We start from the raw sequence: 23,261 nt of genomic DNA on the forward strand, positions 1-23,261 counted from the left end.
CTTAGAGATTAATAATATCGTTTGCTACTCTTTTATAATTAAAATACTCAAAATAACCTTTTAAATCAGTATCTACAAAGCCCTCCAAATCCAGCAGTTTAATAAATTCTTCTTTTGCAGATTTATAATTATTAACATCAATACGTAATACTTCATTTAAACCAGATAAAAATTCTGTTTGCCCCCCAGTATTAGGACAAATTATTTTGCATTTTTTTAAGAGAGCTTCCAAAAAAACTAAACCAAAGGGTTCATGCTGGTTTAATGAAATAAAAACATCTGATTTCTCTAGTACTTCTAATGTCTCTTCTCTGTTTTTTTTCCCAATAAATTTTATTTTAGAGCTAGCATACTGCTTTTCAAGATGCTTTTTTTCAGGTCCTTCTCCCACAATTGTTAAACTAGTAAACTCATTAAATTGTGCAATATAATTGAATATTTCACAAACTTTATCAATATTTTTTTCTTTTACTATCCTACCAACAAATGAAAAATTAATTGATTCACTTTTTTTTTTTTCAAAATCCACATATTTTTCTTTAAGTCCAATGTGGATAGTTTTATCACACTTAATGCCATATATTTCTGTATTAATACATGAAGTAAAATCACTATTACTAACATAAAAATCTGAGTATTTACGAAATACTTTAAATGCAGTATTTAGTAGCCACTTTTTATAAATATTATAACGATATGTTGGAAATCCATGTATAAAATGCACTATTTTAGTGCTAGGCAAGTGTTTTTTTATTGATTTATTTAAAACTCCATACCACATAGATGAAATAACAATATCAGGATTATAATCCTTTAGATGTTTAATAATCTTTTTCTTTTTAAGAAAAAAATCTATTTTACTATAACTAAAAACATTCATTTCTGATTTATTAATACTTGTTAAAATAACTACATCGTCACCATTTTCTAAAAAGCCACTTTTTAGTCCGTCATTAAAAGTAGCTATCCCTCCAAAATGAGAATCGCTAATAACAGGTCCCACTATGCATATTTTCATTATTATCGCCTTCTATTTTTATTTTCCAAACAATATAAATGCTGCTCATTTATACGTGATATCGTTCCCCAGATTAACTAAATATCTTTTTTAGATTATAGGTTCTTACTGTTCTGCACTTTACTATGTAAATAATTAGCTATTATGACTAATATTACTGACCCGTGGGCAATTGTAAATTGCTCAAACAAATCATAAAATAATATGGATAATACTACTTTAATACCTAAAAAGTCATTATTTAAAAATAATCTTTCAAACATTCTTTTAATTAAAAAACAATGTATTATAAAGTAAATTAATCCAAATTGAATTAGAATTCTTAAGTATGAGTTATCCGCTGAAATTGTTAAACCATCCCTGGATAATCCCTTTGAATATCCTAGTAAATTAATTCTGTGATTCATCAAAAATTCGTAATATCTATATGGTCTACCATTTAAAAATAAGTTAAGTGAGCTGTCATGTAAAAGTGCAATTATTAAACTCAAACTGAAGAAAAAAAGAAATGACCAAGTAACAATTCGTTTTAAGAAAATGAAGTGTTTAGCATCGAGAATTAATAGAAAAGCGAAAAAAAAGTAAGCATATACGAACGTCCTAGAATCAGTATAGTAATTTACTAAAAACACTAATATTATTGAAAAGATAATCATTTTTTTGTTTTTATTATACAAGTATGTAAATGCTATCAATATGTCAAATACCATCATGCTAGCAGTATTAGGATTTGTAAAGCCTAGAGTAAATCTTGTACCTCTTTCATAGTCATAAATTATATTGTTACTATTCAGCCCAAATAAATATCCTGAGATAATAATTATTAATACAATAATTATTTTTGTATGAACATAAGCAGATAAATTTTTCTTACCATCACCATATGCAAATAATGCCAATACAAAAATAATAAAATTAATAAACGAAACATCCCCAATTACTATTGATAGAACAAAAACAAAAAATAGTATTAATAAAATACTGATTTTTGTTTTAAATAAAAATAAAAAGGCAAGAAGATTATAGCAAGATGTAATAATTTTGAGGATATTAATATACTGTGCATATTCACCATTCATATCAAAAACTCTTGGAAAAATAACAGTTGATGTTAAAAATAAGATCATTGATACAATTCTGCTAAAATCTCGAAGGTTTAATCTTTGAATATTATTTTTGGGGAGTACTAAGGAATTCATAATAATACCCTTTTCTCAATGTAATGTAATTTAATTTATTAGTTTGTGTTTAATATTATGGCTACTAAAAAGACACTCATCTAATCTTCAGATATTTCTTTATAAGTGAATTGAAGATATGACTACATGTAAAATATGATGAGCTTATCTTATTTTCTCCAATAAATCGAAACACTTTATATGTCATTTTTATTGTTTTAATCTTATTTCCAGATTTAGAATTACGAGAAATTCTATATATAAGTAAGGGCTCATTAATTCCACAAGCGTAACCCCCTGATTTTAGAACTTTTAACCAAACTGCGTAATCTTCATGTAAACTATCATTTTCCATTTTAATATTATTAAAATAACTTTTACTGATAAGTACTGATGAACATGAAATTACGTTCTGTTTTCTTAAAGTTTTAAAAGTAACTTTTGAAGGAACATTAAATATACCTTGATATTTATTTCCTTCCTCGTTAACGAAAGAAGATCCAGTAAATATGAAGTTTGTTCCAGTTTCTTTCGCAGTAACTAGTTGCTTTTCCAACTTATGAGCTTCCCACAGATCATCACTATCTAAGAAAGCAATCCACTTTCCCTTAGCAAGTGAAATCCCTCGGTTTCTAGTAGCGGAGACTCCTTGATTCATTTCATTTTTATAATATTTAATACGCTGTTCAACATTAACCAAATACTTAATTATTTCTTCAGTTCTATCTTTCGAAGCATCGTCTACGACTAATAATTCCCAATTTTTATATGTTTGCGCTAAAACGGAATCTATTGCATCCATGATGTATTTCTCGCAATTATATGTGGGCATAATAATGCTTATTAATTCTTCTTCAGAAAAAAAACTAGTCATATTATCCCCTCCTTACTATTTTTCTAGATACCACTTAAATAATTAATATTTCTATAAGTTTAAACAGTTTCATATTTATTGTTATTATTGTTAACTGAGGAACCTACTCTCACAATTTTTGTATCATTCATATTTTTAAAAGCATTTCGAGTATCAACGATAAGATTAGAATACTCTACAATTTCTTTATATTTATACACAGAATGATTCGTTAATAACAACACACAATCATAGTAGCCTAAATCTTCATATTTAAAACTAATTGAACTAATTAACGTATCATCATTATCCTTAAAGACTTTAGCATGTGGGTCATTGAAAGCAATTAATGCGCCACTTTTCTTTAACAATTCATAAACTTCCAAACTTGGTGATTCCCTTAAATCGTCTATATCTGGCTTATATGCCATACCTAAAATTAGAATTTTAGATCCTCGAACTGATTTACTCACTGTATTTAAAGCCTCACTTACTTTAGTTAATACATAGTAAGGCATATTTTTATTTACTTCCTGTGCTAAATCAATAAACCTACTGTAAAAATTTGATTCCTTTGCTTTCCAGGATAAATACACAGGATCTAAAGGAATACAATGACCGCCAATACCAGGACCAGGTGTAAATTTCATGAAACCAAATGGTTTTGTATTAGCCGCATCTATTGTTTCCCAAATATTCACACCAATTCTATCACACAACATTGCCATTTCATTAATAAAGGCGATATTAACACTTCTAAATGTATTTTCTAACAGTTTACTCATTTCTGCTACTTTTGTAGATGAGACTGGAACCATCTGTTTTATTACATTTCCATATAAATTTATTCCAATCTCTGTACACTTATTTGTTGTGCCCCCCAATACTTTGGGAGTATTTTGCGTGTTATAAGTTATATTACCTGGGTCAACCCTTTCAGGAGAAAAACACAAAAAATAATCTTCACCAACTCTATACCCAAACTGCTCAAGTTGTTTTTCTACTAATTCCTCTGTTGTTCCAGGATATGTAGTACTTTCAAGAGTAATTAACATCCCTTTATGCATATTTGTAATAATCTCATTAACTGCAGCTTTAATATATGACATATCTGGTACATTTGATTTAGTTAAAGGTGTGGGAACACAAATACTTATACAGTCTACGTTGCTCATATGAGTGAAATCAGTAGTAGGACTGAAGTTCCCATTTTCAATGACATTCTTCAATTCACTTTCATTCACATCCATTATATACGAGGAACTTCTACGTAACATTTCAACCTTATCCATATCTAAATCAAAACCTATAACATTGTAGCCCACCTTTGCAAATTCAACTGCTAAAGGTAAACCAACGTATCCTAATCCAATCACACCTACTCTAGCAGTTTTATTTGCAATTTTTTCTTTAAGTAATTGATAGATTGGGTTTACCATATTAGTTATTATCTCCTTATTATTAATTTAGATTGCTCAAAATCATATTTTATATATTAATTGCAGGTAAGTTTACGTATTTCCTTCCGTTAACTTGATTGATTCATCAAAATCATAATAATTCAATTGTTGTTTTGAAAAATATTCTGACATTTTCTTCTCATACACTAAATCACCAAATACTTTATTTAACTTTCCTATTTTAAACAAAAACTTGAATGGATTAAGAACGTTTGTCAACCAAATTTTTTTTCCATGTACTAATCCTATCAATTTAACCATCTCTGATGTCTTTACATATTCTGTATTCTGTGGATGAAAATATCCAACACTACATTCATCTATTAGTATTTTCACAAATTCACATAAGTTATAAATATATATCATACTGCGTTTATTACTAATATCTAGAAAAATCGGATACTTTAGTGCAAATCTTGCTAATTTGGAATAGTTTCCTTTACAGCCTTCTCCATATACCATTGGTGGACGTATAATTGCGATATTAAATTCATCACTAATTAATTGTAATATTAGTTTTTCTGCTTCTAGTTTTGAATTCCCATAAGCATTTTTCGGATTGAGTGGAGTTTCATTTGTAATAACACCATGTTGTATACCAAAAACACTCATACTACTGAGAAAAATAAATTGACTTACTCCATCATTTTTAGCTTTTTTTGCCACTTCAAATGCCAAATCTCTATTTACTTTATAATATAGTATTTCTTTCTCTTTTGATTCCTTAATGTGAGCAATACCTGCCGTGTGAAATACAACATCATACACAGAAAAATCTTGTCGCATCCATAACTCATCTCTTAGACTTATTGTATCTATAGAGTAACAGTCTGAGTTATTACTAAGCCATCTCTTTAAACTAGAACCAATGTAGCTGTTAGAACCAGTAATTAGTATTTTCTTCAACTTTATAAATTCTCCCTATTACTAGTCATATTCTTAAATCTTACATTCCTACCTTCTACTATTCCTTCACTTTTTAGAACACTCATAATCGTTCTTAAGAAACATTTCACATCCATATAGAAATTCAAGTTCTTCACATAGCTACCATCCAACTTTGCCTTAAGTTCGATTGAAATCTCATCTCTACCATTCACTTGAGCCCAACCAGTTAATCCCGGAAGTACAGCATTAGCTCCATACTTATCACGTTCAATTATTAAATCATATTGATTCCATAAAGCTGGTCTAGGTCCGATAATACTCATCTGGCCCACCAATATATTCCAAATCTGAGGAATTTCATCTAATGATGTTTTTCTTAAGAACTTCCCCATTTTAGTTATATATTGTTCTGGCTGTTCTAGTAAATGTGTAGGCGTATCTTTCGGGGTATCAATTCTCATTGTTCGAAATTTCAATATATAGAAGTAACTCTTATTTATTCCTACTCTTTTTTGTTTAAATAGTACTGGGCCCCTAGAATCTAATTTAATCCCTATTATTAATAGCAAGAATACTGGAAATAAAATGATAATCCCAATAAATGATACCATCACATCGATTAGTCTCTTAATTTTCAAATACATAAAAGAACTACTCCTTTATGAATAAGTCTGTAATATCAAACTTACTTTCAATATCCCTCTACCCCACATTACTAAAACTCGGCACCAAATGCTTCACAGCCTCATAGACGGTTCCATGTTTATCAGCAATTACTTTTTCTAATCTTAGAATTTTCAAAGCTAATTCACTCTGACTTATCTTAAGAGGACTCCCCACGAAGATACGGTCATGCGAGGTATTCCCAAGCCCTTCTTCACTTAGCAGCAGCTCTTCATAAAGCTTCTCTCCTGGACGAACGCCAGAGAATTGAATTTCGATGTCGACACCTGGTTCGAAACCGGATAAACGAATAAGGTCGATAGCTAGATCGACGATTTTAACCGGTTCACCCATGTCTAGGACAAAGATCTCTCCGCCTTTCGCGAAGGCACCTGCTTCGATAACTAGCTGAACTGCTTCAGGAATAGTCATGAAATAACGCACCATTTCGGGATGCGTAACGGTTACAGGCCCCCCCAAGGCGATCTGTTCTTTGAAATGCGGGATTACACTACCGCGACTACCTAGTACATTGCCGAAGCGCACGGCTACGAATTTAGTTTGGCTGACAAGATCCATGCTTTGAATAATTTGTTCAGCAATGCGTTTGGTAGCTCCCATGATACTTGTGGGATTGACAGCTTTATCTGTAGAAATGAGAACAAATCTCTCTGCGTTAAATTGATGAGCACATTCTGCAACATTTCGAGTTCCGAAAACGTTATTCTTAATAGCTTCTGCGGGATTACGTTCCATGAGGGGAACGTGTTTATGAGCAGCTGCGTGGAAAATAACTTTTGGCTGAAAAGTTTGGAAGACTTCTTTCATTCGTTCCATATCTTGAACGTCTGCAATCACTGCTTCTATATGTAAGGTTGGGAAAAGTCTATGTATCTCTTTCTCGATGGTATAAATACTGTTCTCACCATGACCTAACAAAATTAACTTATGGGGATGAAAAGGTGCAATTTGCCGACACAATTCGGAGCCAATGGACCCTCCTGCTCCTGTGATGAGAACGACTTTACCTTGTACATAATTCGCAATACCCTCGAGATCAACGTTAATTGGGTCACGGCCAAGTAGATCCTCTACCTGCACATCACGAATTGCATTAATCGTGACTTTGCCTTCGATCAAGTCATTAATCCTAGGAATGATTTTCATTTTGGCTTTGGTATGTTTGCAGATTGCAATGATTTCAGAAACTTCCAGTTTGGAAACGGATGGTATTGCAATAATGATTTCGTCAATTTCACTGGATTCAACGATTTGAATAATCGTATTTCGGTCACCAAGAACTGGGACCCCCATGATTATATGCTTGAACTTGGCTGGATCATCATCAACGAAGGCAACAGGATAAACGGGGGAATTGGCATTGTATTTCAACTCTTTAGCAATTAAGATTCCGCAGGCACCTGCCCCAATAATTAACGCTTTCCGTTGGTTAGATTTCTTCTTGTAGTATTTATCTCTAACCACTCTCCAGACAAAACGACTTGCTCCAATGATAAGAATCATGTTCTCCATTACCCTGATGAATATGGCGAACGGGACTCTTGGCTCATGTAACAAAATCATAATGAAATAAGATAGCGTGCAGGTGACGACGACGGCTTTGACAATGGAAATGACTTCGCCTATGCTTGCATATTCCCAAACGCGTCGATACATCTTGAAGTAGATTAAACAAGCAGATCCCACAACAATGGATATCACTGAATATTCCACCCACTGTCTCATATAGGACGCAGGAATATGCAATTCGAACCTCAATAAATAGGCAATCAATATGCTTAGCCAAATCAGAAACATATCGAGCATAACAAGTATTGTCTGTTTGTTGCCTAACTTCACGGGAATCCCTCACTCATAGGTGATCTTATTGACTTTCACCATAATAATAGTAATAGTATGCATCTTTATTTTTGCGATCTACGTTATTCAAGACAACGCCAAGTATCCTCGCACGTACATTATCTAGGTTCTGCTTCGCTTTAAGTACGGCCTCTCTCTTCGTCCGATCCGAGTTCACGACCAAGATAACACCATCTGAGCGAGAAGAAATAATCTGCGAATCTGTTACAGCAATTGCGGGTGGAGCGTCGATCAAAATAACATCAAAGCGTTGTTTCAACTCTTCGATCGTACTTGTCATTTTCTTAGAAGCAAGGATCTCGGAAGGGTTAGGTGGGATAGGTCCTGAAGTAATAATCTGCAAATTAGGAATAAATGTGTCTTGAAGCACTTCACGAATGGTAAGTTGATTCGTAAGTAGGTTGGTAAGTCCCCAACGATTGGATACACGCAAGGTGTGGTGCATCGTTGGTTTTCGAAGATCCCCATCAATGACTAATACTTTCTTATCTGTCTGTGCATAAGCTACAGCTAGGTTGATTAAAGTCGTTGATTTACCTTCACCAGGTCCAGCCGATGTCACCATGATAACTTTCAATTCCTCATCTATGGATGAAAATTGAATGTTCGTTCGTAGTGCTCTATATGCTTCTGAAATGGGAGATTTGGGATTCTGATGTGTGATAATAGGTCTTTTATTGGTTGAGTTTGACATCCGATCGTCCTCCCACGACTTGTTCGTTCGTTTGTTTACTAAGATGATTTTGGAAATCTTCTGGCTTCATCTTCGTAATCATAGCTAGTGTTGGCAATCCAAGGAACTGCTCTACTTCTTCTTCTGTTGTCAGTTGATCGTTCAAGTATTCCAATAGGAAAGCAATTCCTAGTGCAAGCATTAAGGACACCACGAAAGCGATAGCAACGTTTAACTTCTTATTCGGCTTCACTGGCACCGGATTCTCGATATCTTTGGCCTCATTCAGCAACGAAATATTATCGACTTTCATAATCTTAGGGATTTCATCTTGGAATACGATGGACACAGCATTGGCAATGCTCGCTGCACGAGCATACGAAGGATCTTCTACAATGAGAGTCATAACTTGTGTATTGTTAACTGAGCTCACTTTGACCGTTTTGACGAGCTGCTCAGCAGTCATTTTCAAATGTGGGTATTCGGCAACGACTTTATCCATGATTCTTGGCGTACGAATAATTTCTTTATACGTGTCAATGAGTCTGATATTCAAATTAACTGTATTGATATCAACTTGAGATACGCCTACTTGATCATTTGATTTATTTACAATTAACTTGGTAGATGCTTGATAGATGGGTTGCATAAAGAAATAGCTGATAATCCCCGTTGCTACTGTAGCCAGAACAACAATTGAAAGTATCATCCACACCCTTTTCTTTATAATCTTCAAGTAATCTTTTAAATCCAGTTCCATGCCATTCCCTCCATCTACATGATGTCGTGTCTCACCTTGTTCGTTGGTTTCAATTTTATACAAAAGATAAGGAATCCCCCTCTATCTGATAGAGAGGAGGATTCCTCCTGAAATATACGGTTTCTATTTATTCAACAAACGATAGATAACAACTGCGGCTTCAGCACGTGTGGAATTCGCATTTGGATTAAATACGTTGCCTTCCTCGCCAATAACAATGCCTTCATTTGCTGCAAGCGCAACGCCAGCTTTCAATGATGCGTTAATTGCGTTCACATCCGTGAATCCTTTAAGGGCTTCGTCAACCTTAGCTGGGCTCAATGTAATCCCTTTAAGTGCTAGTGCTCTAGCGGACATTACGGCCATTTCAGCACGTGTAATGTTGCCATTAGGATCAAACTTACCTTCTTCTTTCCCGTTTACGATACCATTCTTCACAGCGGAAGCCACATACACTTTAAACCAGTCGGAATCATTCACGTCGGCAAAGTTCTCTGTTGCTGTTGCACTTTCTAGTGAGAACGTTTTGACGATCATTTTCGCGAATTCTGCACGTGTTACTTGACCATTCGGTACGAAAGATTGATCAGCGCGACCTTCTAGGATACCTTTGGATGCAGCAACTTGAATTTGTCTGCCAGCCCATGCTTTAACGGAAGCTGTGTCGCCGAATTCAACTTTATTCTCGACTACTGTATACGTAGAGAAACCTGTACGAAGTGCATTTAGAACACCATCCTCATAACTACCACCGTAGAACTCTAGTTTGCCATCTACGATTTTGGCTAGGGATAACAATTCGGTATCGTATTTGCTGCCGTTAGGAACTGGAATCGTCACTTCAACAGGTGTATTGAAGTTACTGATGTTCGTTCCCCCAGAAGTAAATTCAAATTCATATACCCCAGCTACTACAGGCAATTGTGTTGCACTAGTTGCAACCTTGGAATCTTGACTTGTTACTTTAAGCGTTGTATCCGCACCGAACTCAGTTGGACTGACGCCTAATGTAAGTCCGTTCATGGAAATCGCTACTGTCTCAACGCCATTGGCAATAGCCGCGTCTAGCAATGCTTTACCTAATGGAATTTCTGTTGTTTTAGCAGAGATTGTACCAAAATCAAGTTTCAGTTCAATTTGCTCAGCTGTTGCGTTTGGATTCAATTGTTTCAATTGATCGTTCAGTGCTTTCGCTTTTGTAGCAATTTCTTTCAATTTGTTTGCTAGTTCAGTTACGTTAAGAGTTGGTTTAGCAGTGTCACCTTCAACCTTAATTTGTGCACTTAGATCCAATGTTGCAAGTTCTTTGATGGCATTGGCTACTGCTTCTTGCGCTTTACGGAAAATCTCTTGTTTCTTTTCTTCTGATGCTCCTTCAAGCTGAGCTTTAAGATCATTTAGTTCTTTGGCTGCTTCTAGATCCGCAGAATTAACTGGACCACCACCACCACCTGTGGTAACAGTTTCATCTGTTTTCGACAATGTTATTGTAGGTGAAATATATAGAAGTAGTCCGAACTCGGAATCACGAGCTTGGATAATGCCAGATCCGAAGTTTGCACCGTCAAGAACTAGCTTATCACCTTCGTATTTCACGCCAGTTCCGCTGTGAAGGGACCATTCAATAAAACTGCTTGCTGGTACACCGAGAATTGATAGTGAACCAGGTGCGACAGATATCGAAGTAGTTGTACCAGGTGTATAAATGATTTTATCCGCAAGTACATTTCTCAAACCAGCTGAAATAACAGCTTTAGATGCTAATTTGGCTTGTGTACCCTGAGCAGGATTATTTAGTTCAAAATAGTTAGTAACATTTTCTTGAATTTCATTAAGATCCTCAAGGTCAATATCATATAAAGACAAGAAATTACTTAAAGGCAAATCTTTCGTCAAAACATCATTTCTAACGACGGTGTTCATAGCAGCAACTATAGAATCTAAACTTTTCGTTGCAAACGCATCAAGTACGCCTAACTTCAAAGTAGCTTGATTGGATTCGTTTTTCAAAGCTTCAATGACTTTATCTTGAAATTCAATTATGCTTTGCTTGCTCAACCCACCAACTTGACCAATGACTGGAAGATCAACTGCGGCAAATAAAGTATTAACCGCAGTTTTAACATCCGCATTATTAATCAAATCTTCTATAGCTGCACCAGATCCGTCATAGAACAGGTCCAAACTATTGAAGAGTGCAAATACAGAGCTAACATCGACAGTCAAGTGCTTAGCGTTCACTTTCGCAGCAACTTTCGTCCATACAGGTCCAAGAATTGCTTTCATCTCTACATCTGTAAAAGTATGAGCTGCGATATTATCTCTAGTCGCCTTAGCATCTGCAAAACCTTGTGTATCTCTAGCTAGCTCGTCATGAAGACCTTGCAGTCTGTCCTGGACTTCTGATGCAGAAGCCACACCCGCCGTAATCCCTAATTTGTTAGCTAGACCTTGCTCACTCAATGGAAGTCCAGCAATGGATGCAAACATGATGCTTGCTGCCAACGTTGTAACCGTTAATTTCTTTTTCATCGTCATGCTAAAATTCACCTCTTTAAATTAGTTGTCTTGCTTTTATTTAGATTTCCAAAACTGAAACCACTTGGGTTTCGACCAAACAGGGGAATGCGTTTCAATCGACAGGTTATGTATGATCCTGTTGGCATTGTTTTGAAATGAAACCACAATTTCTTGCCCTAACTCAGTGCGCAAAGCTTCATATCCTGCGGCAAGCGCGAACCCACGATTCGTGGTGTTGTGCGCGTCTGACGAAATGAAATGAGCTAAGTGATTTCTACATAAATCAAATGATAGTGATTCAATGGATTTACCGAAGTGACCGAGCAGGGAATGAGCCGTCACTTGGCTCAACGCACCTAGCTGCACTAATTCAAGCAACTTCGTAGGATCTTGGGCAATCTCACGATTGCGCTCCGGATGTGCAATGATGGGTACGATATCCAGCAGCAACAGTTCGTGCACGACCTCATCAATTCCCGAAGGGATGCGATCAGATGGGAATTCCAAAAGGACGTAGCGTGAACCATCTAACGTGATGGCGCGCCCCGCTTCTAGATCGTCCATTAACTCTCGGTAGACGCGAATCTCTTGACCTGGATGGATATGAAGAGGAATATCCCTTCTATTGAGCTCCGCTTGCAACAAATTCACTTGCTCTACAACTAAAGTTGCATCGTTGGTAAATCTACCATTTTCATGATGGGGGGTAGCAATTACGGTATGTATTCCTTGTTCCACGGCTGCCCTTGCCATGAGAACGGCTTGTTCCAGATCAGATGCCCCATCATCTAAATCTGGCAGAATATGACTATGTATGTCAATCATAGGAAACCCCAATCACGAAAACAAACATTATGATTTCGACAAAAAATTTGAATAATAATCATTTTTCTCGTATATCTCGTACACAAATTGTATCATATATACGATGTGTTGCCTACCTTAGGGACTAGGTAACAAGTACCAAATATCACTAATTTTATGGAATATTAATGAAATTTTCACCTTTGTAATAGTTCCGAATTTTATATGCAATTTATGCGGATTCTCTTACGAAATGCTAGAATAGACTAAAATATCCTATTTTCCCAAACAGTTCGACAAACTTCTACAAAGTCCCTTTATTTTTCGACATTATCCCCTATCATATTAAATACTGAATTTTCTGTAAACTATAGTTTACGATTTGCCGAAATTTTGCTTACAAAAAAATAAGCCTCTTCAATTTTTTTTTTCAAAAGAGGCATCGAATATGGATTTCATCGCGATTATTTCTTTATTTTCATCATATCGCACAGGCCTACGAAAAAAACAACAATGGTTGTGAGTACGATAAGTCTGAAATCCCACGCATTCGGAAAATCATTCATTTTTGTATCCGTCGCACGTAAAATAAGAACAAAAAACAATAAAAGCAAATCGAAAAACATGCAATATGCCATTCTTGCTGAGAGCTTGTGAAGTGGGAGTTTGTCCATCATCCTGCCGAAACCGAATAGATCACTCCACTTTCCTGTTTCAGACTTCGACTTCTGGGGGGTGTTGTCTATATCCTCTTGTTTATCAGCGATCGGCTTTGGCTCGGTTGACATCTTCCGTGCCAACTCCTTGTAACGACTCGACTGCATCCTGCCACATTAGAACAGCGCCAATGAAGCTTACACCTGCAATGAAAATCCCCCCCAAAGGTGATAATAGCTTCATCTCCAAGGTCAAGATGATAGCTAGTAAGCTGACTACGAATAAAATATAAGCGCCTGTTATTTTCATTGAGTTTCCTGCCATAATCTTCTACACCTCCCTTATATGAAGCTAAAGTAGTATATGAGAGATTAATAGATTTCGTGTTAGGCAGCAATCTGCATCCCATGCACAGCAAAAAGACCTAAGGGGTCGTCACCCTCTCAGGTCTTTGGCTTCAAGACTTTCGCCTATCTATTCAATAAGCTTCCTACATATCGCAGTAATTCATTGGCGCAAACTGGGCAATATCCGTGCTCATCGATGAGCTGCTTCGTCACATCATTAATTTTCTTCAGTTGCTTCTCGTCTGGTGTTTTCGTAGATGTCGTGATCTTCACGATGTCCTTCAGATCAGCGAATAGTTTCTTCTCGATCGCCTCGCGCAGCCGCTCGTGACTGTTATATTCGAATCTTCTGCCTTTGCGTGAGTACGAGGAGATACGGATTAATATTTCTTCGCGGAACGCCTTCTTCGCATTCTCCGAGATGCCAATCTGCTCTTCAATAGAACGCATGAGGCGCTCATCTGGATCCATTTCCTCGCCGGTCAGCGGATCCTTAATTTTACCCCAATTGCAGTAGGCCTCAATATTATCTAAGTAGTTGTCGAAAATAGTTCTAGCCGACTCCTCGAAGGAGTAGACGAACGCTTTCTGCACTTCTTTCTTGGCAATATCGTCGTATTCTTTACGGGCAACCGAGATGAAATTGAGGAATCGCTCCCGCTCATCCTTCGTAATGGATGGATGCTGATCCAGCCCGTCTTTCAAAGCTCGCAACACATCTAGGGCATTGATACATTGAAGATCCTGGCGGATCAAGGCGCTTGAAATTCGGTTAATAACATACCGCGGATCAATACCGCTCATGCCTTCTTCTTGATATTCATTCTGCATTTCCTTCAGATCTGCCTCTTTGTAACCCTCAACGACTTCACCGTCGTACATACGCATTTTCTTGATCAAATCCATGCCTTGCTTCTTCGTTTCCTTCAAACGCGTGAGGATCGAGAAGATTGCGGCTACACGCAGCGCATGAGGAGCAATATGGATGTGTGACATATCACTCTGTCCGATAAGCTTGTAGTAAATTTTCTCTTCATCGGATACACGCAAGTTATAAGGGATCGGCATAACAATCATACGAGACTGTAAAGCCTCATTTTTCTTATTCGCGATAAAAGACTTATACTCGGTTTCATTCGTATGGGCGATGATCAACTCATCCGCACTAATTAGGGCGAAGCGACCCGCTTTGAAATTCCCCTCTTGTGTAAGTGAGAGTAGATTCCAGAGGAATTTCTCATCACATTTCAACATTTCCTGGAACTCCATGATACCCCTGTTCGCCTTATTCAGCTCGCCATCAAAGCGATACGCCCGTGGATCTGACTCCGAACCGAACTCTGTAATCGTCGAGAAGTCAATGCTTCCCGTTAAGTCTGCGATATCCTGCGATTTCGGGTCTGAAGGACTGAATGTACCAATCCCTACCCGACCTTCCTCGGAGACAAATACACGCTCCACATGCACATCTTCAATACAACCGTTGTACTCCGTTTTCAGACGCATTTGGCACGATGGGCATAAGCTGCCTTCAATCTTCACATTCAACTCGCGCTCGATCTCTGGTCGCAACTCCATCGGAATTAAATGCAGCGGCTCCTCATGCATCGGACAACCTTTAATCGCGTAGACAGCCCCTAGATCTGTTTTGGCAAACTGCTCTAACCCACGTTTCAGCATGGTCACGATTGTGGATTTCCCACCGCTTACAGGACCCATTAGCAACAAAATACGTTTGCGAACATCTAATCGACGGGCAGCGGAGTGGAAATATTCTTCCACTAGCTTCTCAACGGCACGATCCAGCCCGAAAATCTCTTGGTTGAAAAATTTGTAGGATTTGTGGCCACTCTGATCGTTGATACCTTGCGAAGCAATCATGTCATAGACCCTCGAATGCGCAGTTCTTGCGAGTCCAGGATTACTGCGAAGCAATTCTATGTACTCCGCGAACGTACCGGTCCAGCTCAATGAATCCTTCTCCGTACGATGCTCTGAAATTCTCTTGAATATGTCCATGGGTACCTCCTTTCACTGCTGCCTTTAATGGCAATAGGTCAGCTCGTGATGGTGAATTGTGTACTACAATCCTATGCACCCAAGAGGGATAACTTGCCCGAAATTTTTAATTGTCACGGAATTCTCTCAGATCGATTTATGAAAATGGAAATGACTAGGAATCCCAGTCCACGTTCCCTATTTTCTGAAAATGTCATACTTGGAGCCCGCTTCAACTCGAAATTCCATAACCATGTGATCTCTGTCCACTTGTATGTCTTCTCCGCAACAACGCACCTGAACGGCTTCGCGCGTGCGGACTCTGCATATGCCAGAGCACCCAGCATGGATAACTCCTTCCGATAATTGGCCTTCGGACCACCTAAGATCAATGACATACCCATTACGCCCTCTCAAGCCGCTCACAGCCCCATGAGGCCACGCAGAAGGTAGAGCAGGGAGTAAACTTAGCTCATCCGCATGTGACTGCAGCAGCATCTCGGCAATACCAGCCGTAGCTCCGAAATTGCCGTCAATTTGAAAAGGAGGATGCGCGTCAAAAAGGTTAGAATATGTGGACTTGCGCAGCATATGACTCAAATGCGCATGCGACTGTTCGCCATCCTCGAGTCTTGCGTACATGTTAACGATCCAGGCGCTGCTCCAGCCTGTATGCCCGCCTCCATTGGCCAATCTGCGCTCCAAGGTCGCAGCAGCAGCCTTGGCTAGTTCCGGCGTGCGATGAGGGCTAATTTGTGTGCCAGGGTGCAGCGCAAACAACTGTGAAATATGGCGATGTCCTGGATCTTCCTCCGCATAGTCTTCTAACCATTCCATAATCTGCCCGTGTTTGCCGATCTGAGGCTTAGGCAGCCGCGCTAGCAGCGCAGCGAGCTGATCCCGGAACTCCTCATCCACGTGCAGCTGCTCACAGCTTTGGATGCATGCCGTGAACAATGCATGGATTATCTGCGAATCCATAGCTGGTCCCATCGTCAATGCCCCTCGAGTTCCTTCCGCCAATAAGTATACGTTCTCAGGCGAGACCGAAGGACCTGTCACCAGCTGTCCATTCGGCGCTTCCACCAAATAATCTACGAAGAAAGCTGCCGCTTCCTTCAAGATCGGATAGGCTCTGCTCTGTAAGAAATCCTTATCCGCCGTAAACAGAAACTGCTCCCACAGATGTAAACTTAACCAAGCCGCTCCCATTGGCCAAATGACACAAGTCGGAAATAAGCCCTCCGGTCGTGTTTCTCCCCAAATATTCGTATTGTGATGGGCGACGAAGCCAGAGCACCCATAAAGCTCTCTTGCGGTATGCCGACCACTCACTTGCATGCGTTCAATATGATCAAATAAAGGCTCATGACACTCGGAGAGCCCGCATACCTCAGCTGGCCAATAATTCATTTGTGTATTGATATTGATCGTATATTTGGATTCCCAAGGCGGTGTAAAACTGTCATTCCAGATTCCCTGCAGGTTCGCCGGCAAGCAGCCGGGACGGGAGCTCGCGATAAGCAAATACCGTCCGTAGTGAAAGTACAGCTCCATCAATCCAACGTCCACATTCGCATGTGACTCTTGCAGTTGCTTTAGCCGCTGATCGGTTGGCAAGGCGTCTAACGAATCATGCTCGGTCAGTTGCAGACTCACGCGATTGTATAAAGCTTGATAATCATGGATATGCCTGCTCACTAGAGCATCCGCAGTATACTGCTCTGCAGCCGCGATATGCCGCTGACAAGCAGCTAAAGGATCCTCCTCTCGAAATGTGCTCGCAGCGGCAAGGAGGAGCGTCACAGAGCTTGCTCCATCCACAGACAGGAAATCCCCAATCACGGAGACAACACCATCCTCAGCTTGAGCCTTCAACACACAGGCATATTCGACACCCTGCTTGCCGCATTCGCCGCTCATCCAGATGCTGTCATCCGATAACCTGCCTGATTCCCCTTCAAAGGGGCGACGGTTGAGGTTCGCCGAGAAACTCAGCTTCCCAGGTTGGTCGCATTCCAGGCGGATGACAATGACTTGATCAGGATTGCTGGCATACAGGGTACGACGATAGGTGACCTCACCTATTCGATAGCTTGTCCGAGCTACAGCATTCGTGATATCCAGTTCACGCCGATACGCTTCAACGTTACCCTTCTGACCATGAAAATAAAGCCTCAAGTCTCCCAAAGGCTGATACGGATTATAATATTTCGGCGTGGAAAAAAGGGCCATTCGCGTTAAGCGCGTAGCCTCTTCCACCTTTCCGTCAAACAACATTTCCCTAATTTCATTCAAGTTGCGTGCCCCATCAGGGTTAATTCCATCCTTAGGACCTCCGTACCAGATGGAATCCTCATTGAGCTGAATTCGCTCCTCCTGTACATGGCCGAAAATCATTCCGCCTAATCGACCGTTCCCGATCGGAAGCGCCTCCACCCACTCCTTAGCAGGTTGCAGATACCACAGTTTCTCCCGATTATTCAAGAATACGCCCCCCTATCCCATATTTGGCTTATTGCGCTGTGTAGGCGATGCTGGCATCACCATAATCATTTTCGTTCCTTGCTCAGCTACACTTTCAATCCTCAGGCCATAACTTTCCCCATAAACCATTTGGATGCGGCGATGGACATTCAATACACCAATGCCGCCCTTTTTGCCCGCTTCATCGGTTTCCGTATCTGCTAACCGGTTGGCACTTAGCTTCTCTTGGAGCTGCGCTAACTTCGCCTCCGTCATCCCTGAACCATTATCCTCGACGCTAACCCAGAAAATCCCGTCAGCTACACCGCCATCAATACGAACGAAGTGATAATCTTCCAACCCGTCAGGAAAGGCATGTTGAAACACATTTTCTACCAATGGCTGGAGGGTCAAACGAACCATGACATGAAGGAGATACTCCGGTTTAATCGCCACATCAATTTCGAAATCACGGCCGATTCTGTGCTTCAACACCACAATATAATACAAAACATGCTTTAATTCGTTAGCAACCGTAATCTCTTCGAGATTCGTTTGAACGGAGTATCGCAGCATGTAAGCCAATGCCTTCACAATCTCCGATATTTCCTCTGACTCTTGAATCGTCGCATAGCAAACAATCGTCTCTAGCGTGTTGTACATAAAATGCGGATTGATCTGCAGCTGCAAGGATTGGAACTCCGCTCGCTGACGCTCCATGCGGATCTCCGAATTGCTGATTTCCACCTGAACTACACGGTCAACAGCTTCGGATAGCCGCTTAACCATCAAATTATAGCGAACCATCAGCTCAACAATCTCATCCTTATGCGGGGGGAGCGGAATCGTCGCCCAATTCCCTTTCTCCGTCTCTCTCATCCCACTTTTCAACACTTGAATCGGCTTCGTAATCGATTTACCGAATCGGTACGCAAGTCCAATCGCTAACATCAACGTAAATAAACCGACAATTAACGTTGTCGAACGAATGTTCATCAGAGGTTTCCGCAGTTCACGCAGCGGCATCGAAACAACGAGCTGCCAATCCGAATAATCGGACCTTCGACTCACATACATGCGCTCATCACCCTCACTATTATCAATGAAGGAAGACGTTCCAGCCTTTTCCATCTTATCGACAAAAGCTCTAGGGACATCGGACCCAACTTTATCCCCATCGGGATGGTAGATATATCGACCTTTATTATCAATGATGAAAAGGTACCCATACTTACCTAAATCAATGCCTTTCCATAGGGCTGACAAATCAGCGGATCGCATCTCAATGGCAAGTATGCCACTCAGTTCAGGCGAGGTGAACCCTCGAAACCGGCGAACGAGTGTAAGCATTTGGTTCTCTTGACCTTCAATAATGGTATGGTTCAAAATACTTAATTTCCCGTCAGCCGCGGTATTCGCGAGAAAATATTCTCGTTGTTTGCGCTTGTCCTCCGCATTAAAAGATTGTTCGCCCACACCGTTATAATAATAGACCGCATTCAGTTCATCGCTAAGCACATACACCGAAGCCAACTTCGGATTACGAATAAAGAGCGGATCAACGCTCGTTTCGCGAATCGTTTTACGTGCAATATAGTAGTCATATTCCTCCCGATCGGCCTTCAGATCAATGAATTCCATCACCTGTCTGTTCGTCAAAAGGGACACAATCGAGCGTTCATAATCTTTCAAATAGAGATCCGTATGATGAACCGCATTGCCGACGATTTGGTTCATTTGATTCTCCACCATTTCGGTTAACTCACCCGAAGAAGTCATGTAGGAGAAGATGCCGACACTGCTAAGAGAGAGAATAATAACGATTAAGAAATACACGAATATCTTCTTCGTTAGTCCTCTAATTTTCATTTGATACCAAGCCCCGCACGATATTCCGAGGGGGATACACCGACAATTTTCTTGAAGGTTTTCGTAAAATGCGGGTAATCATCATACCCAACATCGATGGCTACATCCACGATTCGGACATAGGGAATGGCCAACATTTCCTTCGCCTTCATCATTCTTTTGTTAATCCGATACTGAACAAAGGTCTCTTGCGTTACTTTTTTAAAAAGCGAACTAAAATACGTCGGTGTCAAACCAACCATAGCCGCAACTTGATCTAACGTAATATCCTCGGATAACCTGCTGTCAATATAGCTTTTGGCCTCTTCCATCGGATCTTTGAAGCTCCCGCTTCGCACATTTTGCAGTCCCTTCGCCATTTGAATCAAACCTTTACTGAATGAGTCTAAAGCTTCCTTCACACTATCTGCCTGCATATGCGACTGTAGAAGGGAGGGGGAGTAGTTACGGGCTTGAAAGCGTTTGATTAGCAGTACATGGCAATCGTCCAATAGCTCCTTCAGTCCAGCCAACGAGAGATTCACGGATAGACAATAGTCGCGCCAACGGATCATCAGACTGTCTAATTCCTCCATTTGCAAAGCCCATATATGCTCCTCCATCTGGTCGATCCACGCAATATAACGAGAAGGCGGCATATAGCCGCGTGAAGGCTCTTTAATTAGCTGATTTAACATCTCGTGCACATCCGCGGTGGTAACTGGTTTCAATAGATAATGACGAACACCGTAGTTCATACTTTTTTGTGCATATTCAAAGTCGCTGTAACCAGATATCACAACCGTCTTGATCTGAGGGAATTCCTCATGAATGATTCTGCAGAGCTCCAATCCGTCCATTTTCGGCATGCGAACGTCCATCAACACAAGATCAGGCTCACAAGCACGAATGCGTTCCAACGCATCCACGCCATTCTCAGCTGTCTGAATTCGCGAGAAAGCGGGTTGGTACATTTCCGCCATCTTAACGATTCCTCTGCGAATGATCGGTTCATCGTCTACAATCAATACATGCATGTCCAGATCTCCCCCTCATGACTCCGAATCAATATCCAATTATGATAACTCACCGTAATAGGTTCTTCAACGGAAGGGATTACAATCGCGTTTGTGCGAAGCGCCATGTGACAGCACTGTAGGCTTGCGGCTTCTCAGTAGATCCGATGAGTTGCCCTTGGTAGGTGCCATCCCCATTGCGGGTAACTTTTGCCGTCCATAAGCCACACACACCGGCCTCATAATCAAACGTTTCCCCATCATCGTCGTACACTTGACCTTCACCTGCTTCATCACCGAAATGAATGATCTCAAGCGGTACTTGTGTGCCCATGGGCGGGATATGAGGCAGAGCAGGCATCATCGGGATGACTGCGCCGTTCCGAACGAATACGGGAATGCGTTCCAATCCGCATTGAATCCGAATGATACGTCCCCCTTCGTATCGTTCGCCTGTCTCCAAACCATACCAGATGCCTGAAGGGAGCAGGACTTCTCGCTCCGTTTCTCCCTCGACAAGTGGAGCAACTAACAGGGCGTCGCCGACCATGTATTGGTCGTCCCATTCTCTCACCTTTTTCTTGCCATATGCGCCGTCTGTCGTGTTCAAGGTAGACTGAACCGCCTCAGCTTCTAGGGCCTCTGCTGCAGCAATTTCTGCCGGGTACATCACGAACGGCATAGCGCGGAAAGGAGGAATCCCCTTCTCTTGGTAAGCCGCGAATGCCGTGTATATATATGGCAGCAGTCTCATCCGCAGCTTGATATAGTGGCGAACCGTATCCTCTACCTCTGGGAATGACCACGGTTTCGTGCCATCTCCCCAAGCATTAAGCATCGCCAGTGGTGAAAAACAGACCGTTTGCATCCGCCTTACCCAGTCCTCGGCATTCCTAGCTCTTCTCACTTCCGGTGTCCACAGCAAGCCACTGAAAGAGGCGTTGCAGACACCGCGAATGAATTGCTTATGATCATACAGATCGGAATACAAGACATAAGGCATGGAGGAAGCCCCGGCATTGGAAGCTCTAACAAGTCCATAAGTTCGCCGATTATGATGGCGGAATAGCTCTGTCGTCATCTTTTGGAACATGAGCCCATACATCTGTCTCATCTGCTCACCATCCAGGCCGGATGGGAACTGGGCATGCCCTGGAAACATCCAGGAGTTATTGGTCAAGTCGCTGCCATCACACTCATCCAGCTTGTAACCGGATACCCCAATAGCCACATGCTGATCTTCATGCTGCTTCTTATAGAGCGCCACTGCTTCTGGCAAGGAGTAATCTGGTGCAAGCCCTCCCCATACCGAGTGACTTCCCGATAATGGCTTCAATTCCTCGTACAGGGCACTCTTCGGCGACACGAAGGGATGCTCCCACAGGTTCACACGAAAACCTTTATCGTTCAATTCCTTCACGAATTGTTCAGGTTCAGGAAAGCGACTCTGCTCCCATTCGTAACTGACGGGGTAGCTTTGGCTATGCCAACCAGGCTCTAAACCAATCGCATCGCAGGGCATATCGTGCTGGCGGAACTGCTCCGCTTCTTCGAGCACTTGCTCGTCCGTATACAGCGTCGGAACACGGTGCCAGAAGCCAAGTCCCCATTTCGGAGGCAATGCACCTCCACCGCCAAATAAATTATACCTAGCCACAACATCCGCGAGAGTCGGTCCACCGAACATATAAATGTGTGCACCTTCTTTAGGAAGCTTGATCTCCACGCGCGATGCGACTAGAGTCGCTTTCCATCCCTTATCGGTGTTGCGATCACGTATATCCTCATCTACGGTTTCCTCTTGTCTCACTGTCGATCCGCAGTACATGGTAACAATTCGTGAAGTATCCACTAACACGCCATACCCGAGATCGCTGATATAGAAAGGTACTGGCGCATGCGTCTCCCCTGTATCTTGCTTAGGATCGCTATTCACTCGCAAATACCGGTTTCTTCCGCGTTGATTCATTCTTAATAATTGCAGACCTGTCCCATAAAGCTTCTCTGTTCGATTCAGCGGGATCGATAGGATGTGATAGTCGCCCAGATCTTCAATATCAATATTCTCTCTCGAAAAAGGGGGATTCACCTGCGGCATCCGTTCTAATGCTTCTGTTTTCGGTAAATTGCCCATCAAAGAGAGCGGCGTCATCCCCTGCGGGTCTCCTATCGTAAGACGCCATACCCCTGGTGCTGTTTGTTCCCAATTCGTTGTCTGCATGCTGATTTCC

General features: G+C 40.7%; 18 protein-coding genes. All 18 read right to left on the reverse strand.

Features of this window, described 5'->3' with window-relative positions:
• Nucleotide 1: 1 nt before the first annotated feature.
• Nucleotides 2–1,018, reverse strand: a complete 1,017-nt coding sequence (locus tag AC58PV_RS25540; protein ID WP_497435417.1) for a glycosyltransferase family 4 protein — start codon at nucleotides 1,016–1,018, stop codon at nucleotides 2–4.
• Nucleotides 1,019–1,113: 95 nt separating this feature from the next.
• Nucleotides 1,114–2,217: a hypothetical protein gene (locus AC58PV_RS25545; RefSeq protein ID WP_497435418.1), complete on the reverse strand. Its 1,104-nt coding sequence runs from the start codon at nucleotides 2,215–2,217 to the stop codon at nucleotides 1,114–1,116.
• Nucleotides 2,218–2,293: 76 nt separating this feature from the next.
• Nucleotides 2,294–3,070, reverse strand: a complete 777-nt coding sequence (locus tag AC58PV_RS25550; RefSeq protein ID WP_497435419.1) for a glycosyltransferase family 2 protein — start codon at nucleotides 3,068–3,070, stop codon at nucleotides 2,294–2,296.
• Nucleotides 3,071–3,129: 59 nt separating this feature from the next.
• On the reverse strand, nucleotides 3,130–4,488 hold the full coding sequence (locus tag AC58PV_RS25555; protein ID WP_497435421.1) for a nucleotide sugar dehydrogenase: 1,359 nt from the start codon (nucleotides 4,486–4,488) through the stop codon (nucleotides 3,130–3,132).
• A 72-nt stretch (nucleotides 4,489–4,560) separates the two neighbouring features.
• The gene (locus tag AC58PV_RS25560) at nucleotides 4,561–5,415 is read right to left on the reverse strand and encodes an NAD-dependent epimerase/dehydratase family protein (RefSeq protein ID WP_497435422.1); all 855 of its coding nucleotides are present in this window, start codon (nucleotides 5,413–5,415) and stop codon (nucleotides 4,561–4,563) included.
• A 2-nt stretch (nucleotides 5,416–5,417) separates the two neighbouring features.
• Complete coding sequence (locus AC58PV_RS25565; protein ID WP_497435423.1) at nucleotides 5,418–6,041, reverse strand: sugar transferase; 624 nt, start codon at nucleotides 6,039–6,041, stop codon at nucleotides 5,418–5,420.
• Between the two features lie 58 nt (nucleotides 6,042–6,099).
• Nucleotides 6,100–7,920, reverse strand: coding sequence for a polysaccharide biosynthesis protein (locus AC58PV_RS25570; protein ID WP_497435425.1), 1,821 nt, complete (start codon nucleotides 7,918–7,920; stop codon nucleotides 6,100–6,102).
• 25 nt (nucleotides 7,921–7,945) lie between these two features.
• Nucleotides 7,946–8,635 (reverse strand): CpsD/CapB family tyrosine-protein kinase, encoded by a 690-nt coding sequence (locus AC58PV_RS25575; protein ID WP_497435426.1) that lies wholly within the window; start codon nucleotides 8,633–8,635, stop codon nucleotides 7,946–7,948.
• Nucleotides 8,616–9,437 carry a YveK family protein gene (locus tag AC58PV_RS25580; protein ID WP_497435427.1) on the reverse strand — a complete coding sequence of 274 codons (822 nt, stop codon included), beginning with the start codon at nucleotides 9,435–9,437 and terminating at the stop codon, nucleotides 8,616–8,618. Before AC58PV_RS25580 ends, AC58PV_RS25575 begins: the two co-directional genes overlap by 20 nt.
• 60 nt (nucleotides 9,438–9,497) lie before the next feature.
• On the reverse strand, nucleotides 9,498–11,912 hold the full coding sequence (locus AC58PV_RS25585) for an S-layer homology domain-containing protein (RefSeq protein WP_497435429.1): 2,415 nt from the start codon (nucleotides 11,910–11,912) through the stop codon (nucleotides 9,498–9,500).
• A 36-nt stretch (nucleotides 11,913–11,948) separates the two neighbouring features.
• Complete coding sequence (locus tag AC58PV_RS25590) at nucleotides 11,949–12,719, reverse strand: tyrosine-protein phosphatase (protein WP_497435430.1); 771 nt, start codon at nucleotides 12,717–12,719, stop codon at nucleotides 11,949–11,951.
• A 443-nt stretch (nucleotides 12,720–13,162) separates the two neighbouring features.
• Nucleotides 13,163–13,486 carry a hypothetical protein gene (locus tag AC58PV_RS25595; RefSeq protein WP_497435431.1) on the reverse strand — a complete coding sequence of 108 codons (324 nt, stop codon included), beginning with the start codon at nucleotides 13,484–13,486 and terminating at the stop codon, nucleotides 13,163–13,165.
• The gene (locus AC58PV_RS25600; protein ID WP_497435432.1) at nucleotides 13,458–13,679 is read right to left on the reverse strand and encodes a hypothetical protein; all 222 of its coding nucleotides are present in this window, start codon (nucleotides 13,677–13,679) and stop codon (nucleotides 13,458–13,460) included. The genes AC58PV_RS25595 and AC58PV_RS25600 overlap by 29 nt, the downstream gene beginning before the upstream one ends.
• Before the next feature lie 146 nt (nucleotides 13,680–13,825).
• Complete coding sequence (locus AC58PV_RS25605; RefSeq protein ID WP_497435434.1) at nucleotides 13,826–15,721, reverse strand: PrkA family serine protein kinase; 1,896 nt, start codon at nucleotides 15,719–15,721, stop codon at nucleotides 13,826–13,828.
• Nucleotides 15,722–15,898: 177 nt separating this feature from the next.
• Nucleotides 15,899–18,187, reverse strand: coding sequence for a glycoside hydrolase family 95 protein (locus AC58PV_RS25610; RefSeq protein WP_497435435.1), 2,289 nt, complete (start codon nucleotides 18,185–18,187; stop codon nucleotides 15,899–15,901).
• A 12-nt stretch (nucleotides 18,188–18,199) separates the two neighbouring features.
• Nucleotides 18,200–20,035: a cache domain-containing sensor histidine kinase gene (locus tag AC58PV_RS25615; protein ID WP_497435436.1), complete on the reverse strand. Its 1,836-nt coding sequence runs from the start codon at nucleotides 20,033–20,035 to the stop codon at nucleotides 18,200–18,202.
• A complete protein-coding gene (locus tag AC58PV_RS25620; protein ID WP_497435437.1) occupies nucleotides 20,032–21,051 on the reverse strand; it encodes a response regulator transcription factor in 1,020 nt (339 codons plus the stop codon). Before AC58PV_RS25620 ends, AC58PV_RS25615 begins: the two co-directional genes overlap by 4 nt.
• 79 nt (nucleotides 21,052–21,130) lie before the next feature.
• Nucleotides 21,131–23,251, reverse strand: a complete 2,121-nt coding sequence (locus tag AC58PV_RS25625) for a glycoside hydrolase family 31 protein (RefSeq protein ID WP_497435439.1) — start codon at nucleotides 23,249–23,251, stop codon at nucleotides 21,131–21,133.
• Nucleotides 23,252–23,261: the final 10 nt, after the last annotated feature.

This window comes from Paenibacillus sp. J22FR83, assembly GCF_059691955.1.

What these genes read in the sequence shown, in the direction of transcription:
- AC58PV_RS25605 (WP_497435434.1), bottom strand. Translation starts at nt 15,721, where the DNA reads ATGGACATATTCAAGAGAATTTCAGAGCATCGTACGGAGAAGGATTCA.
- AC58PV_RS25540 (WP_497435417.1), bottom strand. Translation starts at nt 1,018, where the DNA reads ATGAAAATATGCATAGTGGGACCTGTTATTAGCGATTCTCATTTTGGA.
- AC58PV_RS25585 (WP_497435429.1), bottom strand. Translation starts at nt 11,912, where the DNA reads ATGACGATGAAAAAGAAATTAACGGTTACAACGTTGGCAGCAAGCATC.
- AC58PV_RS25620 (WP_497435437.1), bottom strand. Translation starts at nt 21,051, where the DNA reads ATGCATGTATTGATTGTAGACGATGAACCGATCATTCGCAGAGGAATC.
- AC58PV_RS25575 (WP_497435426.1), bottom strand. Translation starts at nt 8,635, where the DNA reads ATGTCAAACTCAACCAATAAAAGACCTATTATCACACATCAGAATCCC.
- AC58PV_RS25565 (WP_497435423.1), bottom strand. Translation starts at nt 6,041, where the DNA reads ATGTATTTGAAAATTAAGAGACTAATCGATGTGATGGTATCATTTATT.
- AC58PV_RS25545 (WP_497435418.1), bottom strand. Translation starts at nt 2,217, where the DNA reads ATGAATTCCTTAGTACTCCCCAAAAATAATATTCAAAGATTAAACCTT.
- AC58PV_RS25555 (WP_497435421.1), bottom strand. Translation starts at nt 4,488, where the DNA reads ATGGTAAACCCAATCTATCAATTACTTAAAGAAAAAATTGCAAATAAA.
- AC58PV_RS25625 (WP_497435439.1), bottom strand. Translation starts at nt 23,251, where the DNA reads ATGCAGACAACGAATTGGGAACAAACAGCACCAGGGGTATGGCGTCTT.
- AC58PV_RS25615 (WP_497435436.1), bottom strand. Translation starts at nt 20,035, where the DNA reads ATGAAAATTAGAGGACTAACGAAGAAGATATTCGTGTATTTCTTAATC.
- AC58PV_RS25590 (WP_497435430.1), bottom strand. Translation starts at nt 12,719, where the DNA reads ATGATTGACATACATAGTCATATTCTGCCAGATTTAGATGATGGGGCA.
- AC58PV_RS25600 (WP_497435432.1), bottom strand. Translation starts at nt 13,679, where the DNA reads ATGGCAGGAAACTCAATGAAAATAACAGGCGCTTATATTTTATTCGTA.
- AC58PV_RS25550 (WP_497435419.1), bottom strand. Translation starts at nt 3,070, where the DNA reads ATGACTAGTTTTTTTTCTGAAGAAGAATTAATAAGCATTATTATGCCC.
- AC58PV_RS25595 (WP_497435431.1), bottom strand. Translation starts at nt 13,486, where the DNA reads ATGTCAACCGAGCCAAAGCCGATCGCTGATAAACAAGAGGATATAGAC.